We start from the raw sequence: 17,622 nt of genomic DNA on the forward strand, positions 1-17,622 counted from the left end.
TTTCGTTCAGGCGCCTTGTTCGTCGGCCAGGCGGGACTCGGTGCCGCGTGCGCCGTCGTCGAGCGCGGCGCGGTCGAACATCGCGCCCATCGCCACCACGATCTTTCGCGTGCCCTCGAAGGGGTCGCGCGCATGGGCGGCGAGCATGTTGTCGAGCATCACGACGTCGCCCTGGCGCCAGTCGAAGCGCACGGCGCAGGCCTCGTAGGCTTCGCCGACGATGGCCATGGTCTCGTCCGCGATGGGCGAGCCGTCGCCGTAGGTCACATGGCGCGGCAGGCGCTCGACGCCGCTCATGGCCAGCAGGTCTTCGCGCACCTGCGCTTCGAGGCAGGCGACGTGGTGCAGCTGCACCTGGTTGAAGAACACGCGCTCACCGGTCAGCGGATGGCGGATCACGGCGGGGCAGCGGGTGCGCGTCTGCAGCGTGTCGCCGTCGAACCAGCGCCATTCGATACCGGCGGCGGCCAGGCGCGCCTCGACGTCTTCGCGGCGCCCGGTCTTGTAGAAGTCCTGCCAGCTCACGTCCAGGCCGGGCGTGAAGGTGCGCACGTACTGCAGCCCCTTGCGCTCGAAGCCGGCCACCACGTCGGCCGGCAGGCGGCGCAGCATCTCGCGGCAGTCGACGATGGGCGTGGCGCCGCCCACGGGCGACGGCAGCTCGCAGAAGAACCACTGCTTGCGCGGCCAGCGGTCCAGGTGCGCGCTCTCGTTGTGGAACAGGATCATCTGGCGCTCGGGGTACGGCGTGGAGCGGTAGGTCTTCTTGCCGCCCTCCTTCTTCGGCAGGTCGCCGTAGCTGCCATACAGCTCGGGCTCGATGGCCTCGGCAAAGGCCTCGAAGTCCTGCGGGGTCTTCAGGCCGAAGTCGCGGAACAGGATGCCGCCGTGCTTGGCTACCAGCATCTCGATGTAGTCGGCCTGGCCCTTGGCCCAGGCGACGGTGTCGAGCTCGGGGCTGGTGGCCTGCAGCACGATGGGAAATTCGGCCCCGGGCTTCAGGAACGAAGTCTGCACGGCGGGCCGCGCGGCGGCGCGCACGGGGGCGCGGCCGGCGCCCAGGGCATCGAGCTTTCCAAGTTTGCCGAGCTTGTCCAGTTTCGAGGCCGGGCGGACGTTGGGAGCGTTTGTCATGGCGATGGATTCCTGCGAGGGCATGGGGGCCAGCGCGTCGACGGGCTGGCCGGGTGTGGCGACGATCCGCTCCAGCAGCGCGTGCCACGAAGCGGTGAAGGTTTCGACGGTCTCCCGCCGGTAGAGGTCGGTGGCGAACACCCACTCGGCGGTGAGCGCGCCGCCCTGTTCGCTGGCGAACACCGCCAGGTCGAACTTGGATTCGTTCATCTGCTGGGGCAGCACCTCGACCTCGGCGCCTTCGATGGCGAACCGGATCTCGGGTGTGTTCTGGAGCACGAAGAGCACCTGCACCAGCGGGTTGCGGTCGCGTGCGCGCGGCACGCCCGACAGCTCGACGATGCGGTCGAAGGGCACGTCCTGGTGGTCCATCGCGGCCAGGGTGTCGGCCTTGGTGGCAGCCAGCCAGTGCGGGAAATTGCTCCCGCCCTTCGCGCGGCGCGAGCGCAGCGGCACCACGTTGACGAAGAAGCCGAGCAGCCCTTCGAGGTCCGGATGACCGCGGCCCGCGACGTCGGTGCCGATGACGATGTCGTCCGCGCCCGAAGCCTGGTGGAAGAACAGGAAGAACGACGACAGCAACAGCGTGAACAGCGAGGTGTCCGACGCGCGCGCGAGCGCGGCCAGCGACTGCGACAGCGCGGGCGACAGCGTGAGCCGCACCGAATCGCCGGCGTGCGTGGGCACAGCCGGGCGCTGGTGGTCGGGCTGGATGCCCGAGGTCTGCGGTGCGCCCGCCAGCCGCTCGCGCCAGAACGCGGCCTTCGGCGCGAAGCCATCGGAGGCCAGCGCGCGCGCATACCAGGCGGCGTAGTCGGCGTACTGCACGGGCAGCGGTGCCAGTTCCAGCGGCTGGCTGCGCAGCGCGCGTTCGTAGAACGCAGCCAGCTCGCGTGCGAACACGGCGATCGACCAGCCGTCGAACACGATGTGGTGCACCACGAGCACCAGCACATGCTCGCGCGCGGCCATGCGCACGACGGTGGCCTTGATGAGCGGGCCCTCTGCCAGCGCGAGCGGTGCGCGCACCAGCTCGTCGAACAGGGGGCCGTAGCGCGCGCCGTCGTCGAGTGCGATCAAGGGAATGTCGAGCGGCGCACCGAGGCGCACGACGGCCATGGGCTCGCCGTCGTCGTCTTCGGTGAACACGGTGCGCAGCACCTCATGGCGCGCCACGATGGCGTCGATGGCGGCGCGCAGCGCGCCGATGTCGAGTTCACCGTGCAGCGCGAGGCCGGCTGACATGTTGTAGGCCGCACGGCCGCTGCGGTTGGCAGCGTCGGTGAGGCGGTCGACCAGCCAGAGGCGGCGCTGCATCGGCGACAGCGACAGCGCACCGCCGCGCGCGACGGGCGTGATCTCCATCGCGCTGCGCTGCGGCGCGGTGATGGTGGTCGAGCCAATGCCGAGCCGCGCGGCCAGGCCGGCGATCGTCGGCGCCTTGAAGAACTCGCTGGGGTGCAGCTCGGTCGCGTAGAGCTTGCGCACGCGCGACAGCAGCTGGATGGCCACGAGCGAATCGCCGCCGAGCTCGAACAGGTTGTCGTCCACACCGATGGGCGCGATGCCCAGGCGCTCGGTCCACAGCGCGGCGAGTGCGGTCTCGACTTCGCCTTGCGGCGCGACGAACGGGGTCTGCAGCGCGGGCCGGGGATGGGTCGAGCCTGCGGCGGCGGCCGGCGCCTCGTCGCCGAGCAGGTCGAGCATGCCGTTGTCGAGCGGGCCCAGGCGCGTGGCCAGGTCGGTGGTCGAGATGACGGTCTGCGCCCGCACCGGGCCGTTGACGATGCGCTCGAAGACGCGCGCGCCTTCGGGGCCGTCCATGCCGATGTCGTCGGGCACGTCCATGTGCGCGGCCATGCCCAGGCCGCGCCAGGCGTCCCAGTTGACCGAGAACACCGGGAACGCGCCGAGCCGTTCGTGCGCGACAGCCACGGCGTCGAGGTAGGCGTTGGCGGCGGCGTAGTCGCTCATGCCCAGGCCACCGGCCACGCTGGAGATGGACGAGCACAGCAGCACGAAGTCCAGCGGCTGACCGCGCAGCGCATCGAACAGCACGCGGGTGCCGCGCACCTTGGTCGCGAACACGGTGTCGACCTGCGCGCGGGTGCGCCCGGCCATCATGCCGCCGCCTGCATCGCCGGCCGCATGCACGACGCCGTGCAGCGGGCCGAACCGGGCATGGGCCTGTGCGAGGGCGGCGCGCATCTCGTCGCCGTCGGACACGTCGGCCGACACGGTGAGCACCTGCGCGCCGAGCGCTTCGAGTTCGAGCAGTTGCTGCAGCCGCAGCTTCAGAGCGGCGGGTGTGCTGTTCGTCGCCATCAGCACGGACCACTCGGTGCGCGCGGGCAGCGCCGTGCGGCCCAGCAGCACCAGCCGCGCCTGCCACTGCACGGCGAGGTGCTTCGCCAGCGCAAGGCCGACACCGCCGAGGCCGCCGGTGACTAGGTAGACGCCCTCGCGGCGCAGGCGCGGTTGCGCGGCGGCGGTCAGCGTCGCGGGCGCGTAGGTCTTGATCCAGCGGTGCGCGCCACGGCAGGCCACCAGCGGTTCGCCGGGCTCGGCCCGCAGCGCCGCGGCCTCGGCCACGATCTGCGCGACCAGCCGGCCCTCGGCATCGCTTTCGGGCGCCGGCAGCACCACGTCGATCACGCGGCAATGCACGCGCGGGTATTCCTGGCCGATCACCTTGCCGATGCCGCGCAGTGTGGCCTTCTCGGGGCACAGCGGTTCGGTGCCGGTGACGTCTTCGAGCTGGTTGGCGACGACGGCCAGCGGCAGCATGCGGTCGCCGGCTGCTAGCGATTGCACCAGCGCGAGCACGCTGAAGAAGCTGCGTTCGAGCAGCTCGGCCTGCGGCTGCTGTGCGGGCAGCGCCTCGTCGAGGCTCCAGAGGTGGTAGATGCCGGCGATGGCGCCGAAGTCGGCGGCGATCTCCGTCTGCAGGCGGGCGTGGTCGTCGCATGCGCCGGGGCGCAGCGTCCAGTGGCCGTGGCCGGTGCGTGCGAAGGCGCTGCCACGCTCGGCCAGCACCACCGTGCGGCCCTGCGCGCGCAGCTGCCGCACGAGGTGGCCCGTGAGGCTGCGGCTGTCGCCGAGCACGAGCAGGCAACCTTCTGTCGATGCCTGCGGCGTGAGCGCCAGCGGCTCCGTGCGCTGCCACGAGGGCACATAGAACGCGTCGCCGGCCGGACGTTGTGCCGCCTTCGCGACGCTGGACGCTTCGACCCAGTAGCGGCGGCGCTGAAACGGATACGCCGGCAACGGCACGCGCCGACGCGCGGCGCCCGCGCGGCAGGCGGTCCAGTCGATGTCCACGCCCGCGACCCACAGCTGGGCCAGCGTCTGCGCGATCTGCTGCGCATTGCGCGCCTGCTGCTGCGGGTGCGCCTGGCTGGCAAACACGCCGGCGGCGGTGTCGGCCAGCGGATGCTGGCGCGCCAGGCCCGCCAGCGTTTCGCCGGGGCCGACTTCGAGCAGCACGCGGCCCGGCACCTGCAGCAAGGTGCGCACGCCGTCGACGAACTGGACGGTGCCGCGCAGGTGCCGCGCCCAGTAGGCGGGGCTCATGGCCTCCTCGGCGGTGATGAGCTGGCCCGTGACGTTGGAAACGAAAGGAATCGTCGGCGGGCGGCGCGGCACCGACGCGATGAGCGCTTCGAGCGGCGCGAGCAGCGGCTCGGTCATCGCCGAGTGCGAGGCGATCGACACATGCAGCCGGCGGGGCAGGTGGCCCGCCGCGCGCAACCGCGCCTCGGCGGCCTCGATTGCTTCGCGCGGGCCCGAGATCACGCACAGCTGCTCCGCATTGGCGGCGGCCAGGTCGCAGCCCGGCGCCAGGAACGGTGCGAGCGCGGCCTGCGACAGCGGCACGGCGGTCATCGCGCCAGGCGGCATCGACTGCAGCAGGCGCCCGCGCAGGGCCGCGACGCGCAGCGCGTCTTCGAGGCGGAACACGCCCGCCAGGCAGGCCGCGACGTACTCGCCGAGGCTGTGGCCCATCATCACCGCGGGCCGCACACCGCGGCGCATCCACCACTGCGCCATCGCGTATTCGACGGCGAACAGCGCGGGTTGCGCGAGCGCGATATCGAACAGCTTCGCATCGGCTTCGGCCTCGCCGCCCAGTGCGGGGAACAGCACGGTGCGCAGGTCGAAGCCCAGCTCGGGCTCCAGCAGCGCGCAGCAGCGGTCGATGTCGTCGCGGAAGGCGGCATCGTCCTCGTAGAGCGCGCGGCCCATCTGGGCGTGTTGCGTGCCGCCGCCGGGAAAGAGGAAGACCACCTCGGGCGCCTGCGCGGGTGCGGCGCGCTGGGCCAGGCCTTCGCCCGCCGAGAGCATCTGCACGGCGCCTTCGACGTGATCGGCCACGACCGCGCTGCGGTGTTCGAAGGCGCGGCGGCCAGCCTGCAAGGTGTGGGCAATGTCGGCGAGCGGCAGCGCGGGGTGCGCGCGCAGATGCTCGGCCAGTTGCTGCGCGGCATGCCGCGTTGCAGATGCGCTGCGGGTCGACAGCGGCAGCACCTGCCAGCCGGCCGCTTCGGTTGCGATGACCACGGTCGGTGCCTCTTCGAGCACGACATGCACGTTGGTGCCGCCGATGCCGAAGGAGCTGACGCCCGCACGGCGTGGCGTATCCCCCTCTGGCCACGGCAATGCTTCGGTGTTGACACGGAACGGGCTGCTCGCGAAATCGATCTGCGGGTTCGGTTGCTCGAAGTGCAGGCTCGGCGGCAGCGTGCGGTGGCGCAGCGCCAGCGTCGCCTTGATGAGCCCGGCCACGCCGGCCGCCGCATCGAGGTGGCCGATGTTGGTCTTGACCGAGCCGATGGCGCAGTAGCCGCAGCGCCCGCCATCGCCGCCATCGGCACGAAACGCCTGCGTGAGCGCGGCCAGCTCGATCGGGTCGCCCAGCGTGGTGCCCGTGCCGTGCGCCTCGACATAGCTGACCGTGTGCGCGGGCACGTCGGCCATCAGCTGCGCCGCGCGGATCGCGCCGGCCTGGCCCTGCACGCTCGGTGCGGTGAAGCCGATCTTGTCGGCGCCGTCGTTGTTGGCGGCCGTGCCCTTGATGACGGCGTGGATGGTGTCGCCGTCGCGCAGCGCATCGGCCAGCCGGCGCAGCACGACGATGCCCGCGCCGCTGCCGATGACCGTGCCCGCAGCCTTGGCGTCGAAGGCGCGGCAGTGGCCGTCGGGCGAGAGGATGGCGCCGTTCTGGTAGCGGTAGCCGCCCTCCTGCAGCAGGTTGAGCCACACGCCGCCGGCCAGCGCCATGTCGCAGTCGTGGCTCAGCAGGCCCTGGCAGGCCATGTGCACGGCCACGAGCGAGGTCGAGCATTCGGTCTGCACGCTGACGGCCGGGCCGCGCAGGTCGAGCTTGTAGGCGACGCGCGTGCACAGCGAGCCGGCGGAGTTGCCGCTCATGAGGCCCAGCATGTCGGCGATGCCGGTGCTTGCGTCGATGCCGAAGGCGGGCAGCAGGTGCTTCATGAGGTAGAGGTTGGGCCCGTCTCCCGCGTAGACGCCGACCGGCGCCCCGCCCTTCTTCCCAGTCGGCCAGCCCGCGTGGTCCATCGCCTCCCAGGCGCATTCGAGAAAGATGCGCTGTTGCGGATCGAGGTGCTCGGCCTCGCGCGGCGAGTAGCCGAAGAAGCCGGCATCGAAGCGGTCGTAGCCGTCGAACAGCACGCCGGCCTTCACGTAGTCGGGGTCGGCCAGTGCGCGCTCGGGCACGCCGCGCGCGCGCAACTCGTCGTCGCTGAAGGCCGTGACCGACTCGACGCCGTCGCGGATGTTGCGCCAGAAGGCGTCCACGTCGGGCGCGCCGGGAAAGCGGCCGGCCATGCCGACGATGGCGATCTCGAGGCCCGTGGGGCCCGCGGTCTCGGGAAAAAGCGGGGTGTCGTCTTGCGCGTGCATCAGAGGGTTCTTTCCGTGGGTCGGCGGCGTTGCAGCAGGGCCGCGCGCTGTTGCAGCGCGCGCTGCTTCGCCTGTGCGGCGTCGTCGGTGGCAGCCGCGGGGCCACGCCCCAACTGCTCGATGTGCCGGGCCAGCGCGCCGACGGTCGGGTACTTGAAGAGGTCGACCACCGCGAGGCCCGGCTGCAGGCGGTCTTCCACCAGGCGGTGCATGCGGATCACGAGCAGCGAGTTGCCGCCGAGGTCGAAGAAGTTGTCGTGCAGGCCGACCTGTTCGACCTTGAGCAGCTCGGCCCAGATCGCGGCCAGCGTCTGCGCGACGTCGCCACGAGGCGCTTCGTAGCCTTGCGTGCCGGCAGCGGCCGGTGCGGGCAGTGCGCGGCGATCGACCTTGCCGTTGGCACCGAGCGGGAAGCTGTCGAGCACCATCAATGCAGACGGCACCATGTAGTCGGGCAACGCCTGCGCCAGCTGCGTCTTGAGCGTGGTCGCGTCGAGCGATACGCCCGCAGCGGGTGCGACGTAGGCCACGAGCAACGGGCCGGCCGCGCCCTCATGCAGGCACACCAGCGCCTCGCGCACGCCGGGTTGCTCGCGCAAACGCGCCTCAACCTCGCCAAGCTCGATGCGGAAGCCCCGCACTTTCACCTGGTGGTCGAGGCGTTCGAGGTAGTCGAGCTGGCCGTCGGCACGCCAGCGCACGAGGTCGCCGGTGCGGTACAGGCGACCGCCTGCGGCAAGAAGGGGGTGGGCGACGAAACGCTCGGCCGTCAGGGCCGCGCGCCCGAGGTAGCCACGCGCCAGGCCTTCGCCCCCGAGGTACAGCTCGCCGGGCACGCCCTGCGGCACGGGCTGCAGGTCGGCATCGAGCACATGGGCGGTGCGGCGGCCGACCGGGCGGCCGATGGGGGCGTAGCCCTGCACGGACGTCTCGGCATCGGCAGACCACAAGGTCGGCGTGATCACGGCCTCGGTCGGGCCGTAGGCATTCACAACCTTTGCGGGGCGCAGCACGCGGCGGATCAGCGCGAGGTCTTCGCCGGTCCAGGCTTCGCCACCGAAGAGCGCGAGGCGCACGGCGTGCTGGAACGGCGGCTGGTCTTGCAGCAGCTGGCGCGCGTAGGCCGGCGGCAGGTCGACCACGCTGACGCGGTGGCGCTGCAGCAAGGCGTCGAGTTCGCTGGCGAGCGAGCACCACTGCGGCTGCAGCACCAGCGCGGCGCCGGTGGTCAGCGGCAGCAGGCACTGTTCGATGGCCGCATCGACATGCGGCAATGCGAACTGCAGCGAGCGGTCGTCTGCCGTGAGGCCGCAGGTGTCGGCCATGGCCTGGAGGTGCATCGACAGCGCGCCGTGCGCCACCGCCACGCCCTTGGGGCGGCCGGTGGTTCCCGAGGTGTGGATCACGTAGGCCAGGTGGTGGTCATGCAGCGCGACCTGCGGCGCTTCGTCCGGCTCGTCGTCGAGCGATGCGTCATCGACTGCGAAGCGGGCGACCGTGCCGCCCTCGCCCACTGAACTTTGGCTGCCCGTCAGCAGCAGCACTGCGCCGCTGTCGGCCAGCAGTTCCGACAGCCGTTGCGGCGGGTGTGACGGGTCCATCGGCAGGTAGGCGCCGCCGGTCTTCAGCACGGCCAGCAGGCTGACGACGCGATCGATCGGTGCATCGACGGCCACGGCGACCAGCGTGTCGGGCCGCACACCGTGGCGCAGCAGGCGGTGCGCGAGGCGGTTGGCGCGGCGGTCGAGTGCGGCGTAGGACAGTTCGGTGTCGCCGGCGATCAGCGCGATGGCATCGGGTGCGCGGCGAACGTGCGCTTCGAAGAGGCGATGCGCGGGTGTCGCGGTGGATGCGAGCGACGTGCCCGTGCCCCAGGCGTGCAGTTGCGCCTGCTCTTCAGCAGCGAGCCACAGCGCATCGCCCACGGCGCGGGCCGGATCTGTTGTCAGCGTTTCGAGCAGCGCGCGGTAGTGCGCGGCCATGCGCGCGACGGTCGCGGCATCGAACAGCTCGGCGGCCGTGGTGAAGACCGCACGCACCTGGCCGTCGGTGCGCTCGCGGATGTCGAGCGCGAGTTCGCATTGCGCGGCGCTGTCGTCCATGCGGTACTCGTCGACCGCCAGGCCCGGCAGACCGCGCAGCACGGCCGTGTCTTCGCGCAGCAGGTTGAACATCACCTGGAACAGCGGGTTGTGGCTCAGGCTGCGCTGCGGCTGCAGGGCGTCCACGAGCTGTTCGAACGGCAGGTCCTGGTGGGCCTGCGCGCCGAGCGCGGCCTCGCGGGTCTGGGCGAGAAGTTGCGCGAACGGGGTGCGGCCGTGCAAGGTGGCGCGCAGCACCTGCGTGTTGACGAAGAAGCCGATGAGGCCCGTGGTCTCGGGGCGGTGGCGGTTGGCGACCGGCACGCCCACGCGCACGTCGGGCTGGCCCGTGTAGCGGTGCAGCAGTGCCTGGAAGCCCACGAGCAGCACCATGAACAGCGTGGCGCCGTGCGCCTGCGCGGTGGCGTGCAGGCGGGCGACGAGGGCCGCGTCGAGCTCGAAGGCATGCGAGGCCGCGCGGTAGTTCGCGACCGCGTGGCGGGGGCGGTCCGTGGGCAGGGCCAGCACGGGGTGCGCGTCGCCGAGCTGGGCGCGCCAGTATGTCAGTTGCCGCTCGGCCTCGCCCGCGGCGAGCCAGTCGCGCTGCCACGCGGCGTAATCGGCGTACTGGATCAGCGGCGCAGCGAGCGACGGCGTTTCGCCCTGTGCGTGCGCGCCATAGGCGGCACCGAACTCGTCGAGCAGCACCTGCAGCGACGCACCGTCTGACACGATGTGGTGCGTGACGATGGCAAGGATGTGGCGCTCGTCACCAAGCTGGAGCCACGCGGCGCGCAGCACGGGGCCGGCAGCGAGATCGAAAGGCTCGGCCTGGAGCTTGCGCGCCTGCGCTGCGGCGGCACCTTCACGGTCGCCCTCCGGCAACGCGCGCAGGTCGATGTGGGCGAGCGCCAGCGGTGCCGTCGGCAACACCAACTGCCCGACCGTGCCGTCCGCCGCCGTGCGGAACACGGTGCGCAGGCTCTCGTGGCGTGCGAGCAGGCCTTCGAGCGCTGCGGTCATTGCATCGGCATTCAACGCGCCCGACAGGCGCAGCGCCACGCCCACGTGGTACGCGCTGTTCTTCGGATCGAGCTGCCACAGGAACCACTGGCGCGCCTGCGCATGCGACAGCGTGAGCAGCCCCGTGCGGCGTTCGACCGGCAGGGCCGGAATCGGCTGATGCGCGCGACGCTGGCCGATTGCCAGCACGCGCCGCAGTTCGCGCGCGAGGTCGCCCAGGCGCGGCTGTTCGAACAGCGCGCGCAGCGGAAAGTCGATGTCCCAGCGCTCGCCGACGCGCGCGGCCACCTGCGTGGCGGCGAGCGAGTTGCCGCCCTGGGTGAAGAAATGCGCGTCGCGCGCCAGCGGCCTTTCGGCGGGGCGGCGCAGCACTTCGTGCCAGATCGCGGCGAGGGCCTGCTCGACGTCGTCGAGTGCGGCTTCGGACGTGTCGACTGCAGCCGGTGCGCTGCCGCCCAGCACAAACGCGCCGTGGGCGTAGATGGCATAGGCATCCGCCGTGCGATCGATCCAACTCTGGCGACAGGCACCGCGCTGCAGCTTGCCGCTCGTGGTCTTGGGCATGCCGCCGGGGTTGAGCAGCATCACGACCGACAGCGGCTCGCCGCACTGTTCGCTCACGGCCGCGCTCAGCGCCTCGACCAGCACCTCGGGGCGTACGAGCTTCTGGATGCTGCGCGACACCTCGGCCGCGAGGCCGATGCCCTCGCCTTCGGGCCCGTCGACCGCGAAGGCTGCGACGCGGCCCTTGCGCACGGCCTCGACCTCGCGCTCCACTTCGCGCTCGATGTCCTGCGGGTAGAGGTTGTGGCCGCGCACGATGACGAGGTCCTTGATGCGGCCGGCCACGTAGAGCTGGCCGCCGTGCACGAAGCCCAGGTCGCCCGTGCGCAGCCAGCGCGTGCCGTCCTGCACGACGAAGGTCTTCTGCGACACCTCGGGCTTGTTCCAGTAGCCGCTGCCCAGGCTCGGGCCCGAGGCCCAGATTTCGCCGACGCCGTCGTCCGCGCACACGGCGAGCGTGGCCGGATCGACGATGCGCACCGCATGGTGCGCAACGGATCGACCGCAGCCGACGAGCACGGTGCCCTCGTCATCGCGCACCACGGCGCCTTGTGCCAGCCGTGCCTTGTCGAAGGCATGCGCGACCATGCCGCTGCCGCGGTGCCCGCCCGTGACGAAGAGCGTCGATTCCGCGAGGCCGTAGCAGGGGTAGACCGCTTCGGACGGGAAGCCCGCAGGTGCGAAGCGTTGCTGGAACGACCGCAGCGTGTCGGCGCGCACCGGCTCGGCGCCGGAGAACGCGAGGCGCCACGACGACAGGTCGAGCCTGGCCAGCTGCGCGTCGGACACGCGGTCCAGGCACAGGCGGTAGGCGAAGTCGGGCCCGCCACTCACCGTGGCGCGCAGCCGCGACACGGCTTCGATCCAGCGCACGGGCCGCTCGAGAAAGTAACGCGGCGACATCAGCGCCACGACCGTGCCGCGGTGCATCGGCTGCAGCAGGCCGCCAATGAGGCCCATGTCGTGGTTCAGCGGCAGCCAGGTGACGAAGGTGTCGCTCGCGCGGACCGAGAGACCTTCCTCGATCGCGCGCATGTTGGCCATCAGGTTGGCATGCGTGACCATGACGCCCTTGGGCGCCGAGGTGGAGCCGGAGGTGTATTGCAGGAACGCGATGTCGGTGGCGGCCGGCGTGTGCGGGCGCCAGGTGTCGGCGCCGGTGGCGTCGATTTCGTCGACGGCGATGAGCACTGCCTGCGCAAAGGCAGCGTCCACGCCGGCCATCGCGTCGCGGATGGTGGCGTGGGTCAGCACGCAGCAGGCGCCCGCATCGGCGGCGATGCCTTCGAGCTTGCCCAGGTGGCGCTTGCGCGTGGACTCGGGCGGGAACACCGGCACGGCGACGAGGCCCGCGTAGAGGCAGGCGAAGAAGCTCACGACGTAGTCGTCGCTGTTGTCCAGCATGATCAGTGCGCGGCCGCCGGGCGCGAAGGCCTGCTGCAGATGCGCCGCCAGGCCGCGCACGCGCGCATCGAGCGTGCGGTAGCTGATGGGCGTGTCGAGTGCGCTGCCGTCACCGTCGGTGATGGCGATCAAGGCGATGTCGTCGGGTCGCTGCGCGGCGAGGCTGCGCAGATGGGTCACGAAGTCCACGGGATGCATCGGGTTCACAGGGGTTGTTCCTTGGTGTGCCAGGCCAGCGCGGCGGCGTAGCCCGGCGGCGCGGACAGCGCCATCGCTTCGATGCCGGCCCACGCGGGCACGGCGCAGTCGACGGCAAGTGCGCCGTGGGCGTCGGGGTGGATGCCGACGCTTTGCAGGTGTTCGGCCAAGCCGACACCGGCGGCTTTCAACACAGCTTCCTTGCCGACCCAGCGTCGGTAGAAGGCGCGCGGCAGGTCGGCGTCGCTGCGGATTTCGCGCTGCTCGCGTGCGGTGAAGGCCATGGCGAGCAATGCATCGGCGTCGGCCATGAGGTCGCGCGCGCAGGCTTCGATGTCGACGCCCACGCAGCGCACGCGCGCCGGATCGGCCAGCGCGATGAGTGCGTGATCGCCGGCGTGGGAGATGTTGAAGAGCAGCGCTGCTTTGTCGCCGCCAGCCTCGACGAAGGGCTTGCCGTGCGCGTCGGCGCGCAGCGGCACGTCCGCCGGACGGCAGGCGAGGCGCTGCGCGATCAGGCGGCGCACGGCGGCGCGGGTGTGGGCGAAGCGCACGCGATCGGCGCGGCGGGCGAAGCGGTGGGCGCGTGCATGTTCGTCGGGCGTGAGGTCGGCCCAGGCATCGCCGTCCTCCGCCGCCAGGTCGAGGTCCAGGCGGTGCAACGCGATGCCCGGCGGCAACGGGTCATGCCAGGGCACGAGCCGCATCGACGCCTCCCGCCACCACCGCCGGCGCGAGGTGCCGCGCCAGCGCGGCCAGCACGAGGGTCTCGTGCTGGCGGATGAAGAAATGGCCGCCCTCGAACCAATCGAGCGTGAAGCGCGCATGCGCGGTCTCGGCGGCCCAGGCCTGCATGCGCCACGGGGCGATGTCGTCCTGGCGGCCGGCCAGCACATGCAACGGCACAGGCAGCGGTGCAGGGTCGGTGTGCACGAAGCTGCGGCACAGGCGGTAGTCGGCGCCGAGGGTATCGAGCGTCATGCGCAGCAGCTCGGGGCTGTCGAACAGCTCGTCGGGCGTGCCGCCCTGCTTGCGCAGGTCGGCGATGAGGGCCGCGTCGTCGGTGATGTCGAGAAACCGGTCGGGGTCGCGTTGCGACGGTGCCGCGCTGCCCGAGACGATCAGCGCATCCGGCAGCGGCCTGTGCTGTTGCCGCTGGTGCTGCGCCATGCCCCAGGCGAGCAAGGCGCCCATGCTGTGGCCGAAGAGCGCGTAGCGGCCGCGCAGCACGCCTTCATGCTCGGCGCACAGCTGCGCGACCATGCGATCGAAGTCGTCGACGAAGTTTTCATCCAGGCGGCCGCCGCGGCCCGGCAGCTCGACCGGCACGACCTCGATCCAGCGCGGCAGCACGCGCCGCCAGCGCAGGTACATGGTGGCGCTGGCGCCTGCGCAAGGCAGGCACAGCAGGGGCAGCGATGCCTGCATGGGCGTCAGGCGGAGGCAGAAGCGTTGTCGGTCTGCTGCTGCGCGGCCATCCAGTCGCGCAACGACTTGGGGCGCATGTCGGTCCACTGGGCTTCGACGTAGTCGAGCACGGTCTTCTTGTCGCCCTTGACGCCGTCGACGGCGCTCCAGCCGCCGGGCACGGCCTTCCAGTGCGGCCAGATGGAATATTGCGCTTCGTGGTTGACGAGCACGATGAAGGTCTCGTCCTCGCGGTCGAAACAGCTGGTAGACATGGGCGGTCCTCTTGGTAAGTGCAATGACGGGCAGGGTTTGCCCTTGCGATACAAGACGCGCCGCGAGGCTGGGTGTTTAGTCCCGCCTGCATGAAAACCGCGCACGGCTGCGCGGCGGCGGGCCGCTGTGGGTACTGCGAAAAAAAGAAAGAGTGCTGGCTAGCGGGCCGCGTCTTCGACGTCCGGCGAAGGGACGTCGTGCGCGGGCGGCACCTGGCCGACGAGCAGCCAGAGGCGGGCCGCCTCGGCGTAGGTCTGGCGATGGGCGGGATCGACGGTGAGCCATTGCGCAAGCTCGGCGCTCGCGGCGGCGTCGAGGGCGCCCTCACCGGCGTGCTGGCGGCGAACCCACGCCCAGGCGGTCTGCCAGGTGGGGTCGCTTGGCGTGTCGTTGGGGCTGCTGCTCATCGGCGGCCATCGTAGCGCCGATGCGGTGGGTCGGAAAACTCAGGCGGCCTGCACGAGGTAGCGGCAGCTTTCGAGCGCGGCGTCGGCGTCCTTGATCATGAAGTTCACGAGGGTGGCGGAGCAGCCCAGGCGCGTGGCGATCTCGCGCTGGGTCAGGCCACTGAGGCGGTTGAGTTCGAACGCGAGGCGGGTGCGCGGCGCCAGTGCTTCGAGCACGCGGTCGATGGCGACCAATGCTTGACGGCCACCGAGCACGCGGTCGGGCGCGTCGTTGCTGCTGGGTGGGCTCACGAGTTCGACGTCGTCGCAGTAGGTGCGGTAGCTGGCTTCGACGGAATGGTGGCGGTGGTAGTCGACCGCCACGTTGCGCACCACCTGGCAGCAATAGCCGAGCGGCTTGCGGACATCGCGCACCGAAGCGCCGTCGGCGAGCTTCAGGTAGGCGTCCTGCAGGACTTCATCGGCCAGGTCGGCGGTCCGGACGATCTTTTGCGCGACGCGCTGGAGCTGGGCACGGTTCGCGATGAAGACCTCCCCCAGCGTGGGCGCGGACGGGGAAAGCGACAGATCCATGGGTACTCCTGAAGTGTTCAAGGGCGAAGATGCAAATAAGAACTATTACCATTTGATGACGGAAGAGGGCCTGATTTTTCACAGGTGCACCTTTCTGTCTCTCTCCCTGCCTAGACGTTCGAGCGGCCGAAACCGAGACACCTAAAATTCCGCCCCTTACATTGCTCCCGTACCCATGAACATCGTCGTCAACGAAGAACTCAAAGCCTATATCGATCCCTTGACGCCGGAGGAGTACGAAGCCCTCGAACGCAGCATCCTCACCGAAGGCTGCCGCGACGCGCTGGTGCTGTGGGGCGACGTGCTGGTGGACGGCCACAATCGCTACGGCATCTGCCAGAAGCACGGCCTGCCCTTCCAGACGGTGCAGAACACGCGCTTCAAGACGCTGCAGGACGTGCACCTGTGGATGATCGACCAGCACCTGGGCCGCCGCAGCATCTCGGACTACCTGCGCGGCGTGCTCGCCCTGCGCAAGAAAGACATCGTCGACGAGCGCCGCGCCCGCAGCACCGCCACCACCCCGACCACGGCGGACGATCCGCCGTTCGACGTCGACGATGCGCCTGCCTCCACCTCTTCTCCCGCGTCCGAAGAAGCCCTGCCGCCCCCCGTGCCGATGAACAGCCGCGAGGCCATCGCCCGCGCCGCGCGCCTGAGCAGCAGCCAGGTCACGATGATCGAGAAGATCCAGAAGCAGGCCGCGCCCGAGCTGGTGGCGGCCGTGAAGTCGGGCGTGATCTCGATCAACACGGCCGCGGCCGTCGCTTCCCTGCCCGCCGAAGAACAGGTGACGGCCGCCAACGCCGGCAAGGACGAGCTCAAGCAGGCCGCCAAGCGCGTGCGCGAAGCCAAGCGCAAGCCGCGCGAGGCCGCGCCCGAAACCGAAGACGGCGCCGAACCGGCGTCGCTCGACGCTGTCCAGCAACTGGAACAGCGCGTGGCCGAGCTCACGGCCGAGAACGCGGACCTGCGCCGGCAAGTGGCCGACCTGCAGGCGCAACTGGCGCACTGACGCCCCGGCGGGCGCCGTTCTGCGCGCCCGCCTCTTTCACCCTCGCTGAAGCCTCGCGCGCCGCCCTGCGGCACGCGAGGCTTTGTCGCGTCCGCGACCCACTGAAAACAGTTGTTCGTAATCTTGTGTTTTTATTTGCAACAAGTGTTATATTTTTGACGCCACATACAAACAAACACTTTAGTTCTCCAAGCCAGCGTTGCGAACGGCGTCACCGTCCAACTTCCTACAGTGAGTGCTCAAGTTGCAAAAAGAACGGCGATGCCGCCCCCAATCGGTGTTTTCGATGCGGTTGAACGCAATGCCCCGCAGCGGTCGGCTGACGGGCTTCGCTTTGCGGAGGCTGCATGACGGCCGTTAACACCGTTCCCAAAAGTCAACGCGCCCTGCTGAGCTACAGCGTCGAGGGGCTGCCGCATCGCGAAGAAGTGCTGCTCAAGTCGCTGATCCGACTGCTCGACCACCGGACGCACCAGAACTGGTCGTGGAAGGCCGAACAGGCCGACCTGCGGGTCGTTGGCGAGCAGGTCGCCATCGCGGCCGCCTCGCCCCAGCCGGCCGTGCCCACGCTGACCGTCGCCCATGCCGACCCGCAGCGCGGCCCTTTCCTGGCCCTGCCGCTGCACACCGATGCACTGGAAGTGGCGCTCAACCGCCTCGGCGCGATGGTGGTCCACGCCCGCGGCCTCGGCCTGGCGGTGACCGAGGTGCCGATCGGCGAGCACGAAGAATTCCGCATGCTGCGCTGGCCGCCCGCAGCCGTGCTCGAAGCGCCGATCCGCCTGCGGCTGGCCACGCTGATGTCCAACCGGCCGGCGTCGGTGCTGTCGCTCCAGCAGCGCTCGCCCGCCACGCGCCAGGAGTGCGCCGATTTCCTGGCCGACCTGCGGCGCGCGGGCTTGCTCGAACGCCCCGGTGGCGCGCCGGCCAGCCCGGGCGCCCTGGTGGCCGCCTCGGCCCCCGACAGCGTCTTTCCCGACAGCCGCTTCCCGGCACCCACCCGCGACACCGTGCAGCCCGGCCTGCTCGCACGCATCAGGCACCGACTCGGCTTGCAGCCGCCAGGCCCTCAATGACCGTAGAACACAAGATCCTCTTCACCGGCACCATGGGCGCCGGCAAAACCACGGCCATCGCCGGCGTGAGCGAGATCCCGCCCGTGAGCACCGACGTGCGCAACAGCGATACCTCGGTCGCCAAGGCCACCACCACGGTCGGGCTGGACTACGGCGAACTCACGCTCGACAACGGCGAAAAACTGCGCCTGTACGGCACGCCCGGGCAGATGCGCTTCGATTTCATGTGGCGCATCCTGGGACGCGGCGCGCTCGGCGTGGTGATCCTCGTGGACAACAGCCGCCCCGATCCGCTGGCCGACCTCGACATCTACCTCGATGGCTTTGCCGAGCTGATCGCGCAGACCGCCTGCGTGGTCGCCGTCGGCCGCATGGAAAACCACCCGAGCCCCGGCCTCGATGCCTACGCCCGGCGCATGGAGGCCAAGGGCGTCGTGTGCCCGGTGCTGCCGGCCAACGTGACCGATCCGCAGCAGGTCGTGCAGCTGCTGGAGCTGCTCCTGCTCCAGCTCGAGGTCTGACACGACGACGCGTTCCCC

Annotated in this window: 10 protein-coding genes; 3 read left to right on the top strand and 7 right to left on the bottom strand. The window is 70.6% G+C overall.

Features of this window, described 5'->3' with window-relative positions; translation table 11 throughout:
• Window positions 1–6: 6 nt before the first annotated feature.
• From CLU95_RS31280 to CLU95_RS06735, 7 genes are all read right to left on the bottom strand, one after another.
• Complete coding sequence (locus tag CLU95_RS31280) at window positions 7–7,059, bottom strand: type I polyketide synthase (protein WP_099791594.1); 7,053 nt, start codon at window positions 7,057–7,059, stop codon at window positions 7–9.
• Complete coding sequence (locus tag CLU95_RS06710) at window positions 7,059–12,329, bottom strand: non-ribosomal peptide synthetase (protein ID WP_099797146.1); 5,271 nt, start codon at window positions 12,327–12,329, stop codon at window positions 7,059–7,061. Before CLU95_RS06710 ends, CLU95_RS31280 begins: the two co-directional genes overlap by 1 nt.
• Window positions 12,330–12,334: 5 nt before the next feature.
• On the bottom strand, window positions 12,335–13,036 hold the full coding sequence (locus CLU95_RS06715; protein ID WP_099791596.1) for a 4'-phosphopantetheinyl transferase family protein: 702 nt from the start codon (window positions 13,034–13,036) through the stop codon (window positions 12,335–12,337).
• Complete coding sequence (locus CLU95_RS06720; protein ID WP_099791598.1) at window positions 13,014–13,757, bottom strand: thioesterase II family protein; 744 nt, start codon at window positions 13,755–13,757, stop codon at window positions 13,014–13,016. The genes CLU95_RS06715 and CLU95_RS06720 overlap by 23 nt, the downstream gene beginning before the upstream one ends.
• Window positions 13,758–13,762: 5 nt before the next feature.
• Window positions 13,763–14,011, bottom strand: coding sequence for an MbtH family protein (locus CLU95_RS06725; RefSeq protein WP_099791600.1), 249 nt, complete (start codon window positions 14,009–14,011; stop codon window positions 13,763–13,765).
• A 159-nt stretch (window positions 14,012–14,170) separates the two neighbouring features.
• Entirely contained in the window at window positions 14,171–14,419 is a 249-nt protein-coding gene (locus CLU95_RS06730; RefSeq protein WP_099791602.1) for a FecR/PupR family sigma factor regulator, read from the bottom strand.
• Between the two features lie 39 nt (window positions 14,420–14,458).
• Window positions 14,459–14,992: a sigma-70 family RNA polymerase sigma factor gene (locus CLU95_RS06735; RefSeq protein ID WP_099791604.1), complete on the bottom strand. Its 534-nt coding sequence runs from the start codon at window positions 14,990–14,992 to the stop codon at window positions 14,459–14,461.
• A gap of 175 nt (window positions 14,993–15,167) precedes the next feature.
• On the opposite strand from CLU95_RS06735, the gene CLU95_RS06740 reads away from it, so the two are divergent.
• The 3 genes from CLU95_RS06740 to CLU95_RS06750 all read left to right on the top strand — a co-directional run bounded on the left by CLU95_RS06740 (window position 15,168) and on the right by CLU95_RS06750 (window position 17,604).
• The gene (locus tag CLU95_RS06740; protein WP_099791606.1) at window positions 15,168–16,007 is read left to right on the top strand and encodes a plasmid replication/partition related protein; all 840 of its coding nucleotides are present in this window, start codon (window positions 15,168–15,170) and stop codon (window positions 16,005–16,007) included.
• A 347-nt stretch (window positions 16,008–16,354) separates the two neighbouring features.
• Entirely contained in the window at window positions 16,355–17,083 is a 729-nt protein-coding gene (locus CLU95_RS06745) for a hypothetical protein (RefSeq protein ID WP_099791608.1), read from the top strand.
• Window positions 17,080–17,604: a GTP-binding protein gene (locus CLU95_RS06750; RefSeq protein WP_056578935.1), complete on the top strand. Its 525-nt coding sequence runs from the start codon at window positions 17,080–17,082 to the stop codon at window positions 17,602–17,604. The genes CLU95_RS06745 and CLU95_RS06750 overlap by 4 nt, the downstream gene beginning before the upstream one ends.
• The last annotated feature ends 18 nt before the right edge of the window (window positions 17,605–17,622 follow it).

Origin of the sequence: Variovorax sp. 54 (genome assembly GCF_002754375.1) — a bacterium.
Classification (GTDB): domain Bacteria; phylum Pseudomonadota; class Gammaproteobacteria; order Burkholderiales; family Burkholderiaceae_C; genus Variovorax.

Coding starts and splice junctions, on each gene's coding strand:
- CLU95_RS31280 (WP_099791594.1), bottom strand. CDS start 7,059: ATGCACGCGCAAGACGACACCCCGCTTTTTCCCGAGACCGCGGGCCCC.
- CLU95_RS06710 (WP_099797146.1), bottom strand. CDS start 12,329: ATGCATCCCGTGGACTTCGTGACCCATCTGCGCAGCCTCGCCGCGCAG.
- CLU95_RS06715 (WP_099791596.1), bottom strand. CDS start 13,036: ATGCGGCTCGTGCCCTGGCATGACCCGTTGCCGCCGGGCATCGCGTTG.
- CLU95_RS06720 (WP_099791598.1), bottom strand. CDS start 13,757: ATGCAGGCATCGCTGCCCCTGCTGTGCCTGCCTTGCGCAGGCGCCAGC.
- CLU95_RS06725 (WP_099791600.1), bottom strand. CDS start 14,011: ATGTCTACCAGCTGTTTCGACCGCGAGGACGAGACCTTCATCGTGCTC.
- CLU95_RS06730 (WP_099791602.1), bottom strand. CDS start 14,419: ATGAGCAGCAGCCCCAACGACACGCCAAGCGACCCCACCTGGCAGACC.
- CLU95_RS06735 (WP_099791604.1), bottom strand. CDS start 14,992: ATGGATCTGTCGCTTTCCCCGTCCGCGCCCACGCTGGGGGAGGTCTTC.
- CLU95_RS06740 (WP_099791606.1), top strand. CDS start 15,168: ATGAACATCGTCGTCAACGAAGAACTCAAAGCCTATATCGATCCCTTG.
- CLU95_RS06745 (WP_099791608.1), top strand. CDS start 16,355: ATGACGGCCGTTAACACCGTTCCCAAAAGTCAACGCGCCCTGCTGAGC.
- CLU95_RS06750 (WP_056578935.1), top strand. CDS start 17,080: ATGACCGTAGAACACAAGATCCTCTTCACCGGCACCATGGGCGCCGGC.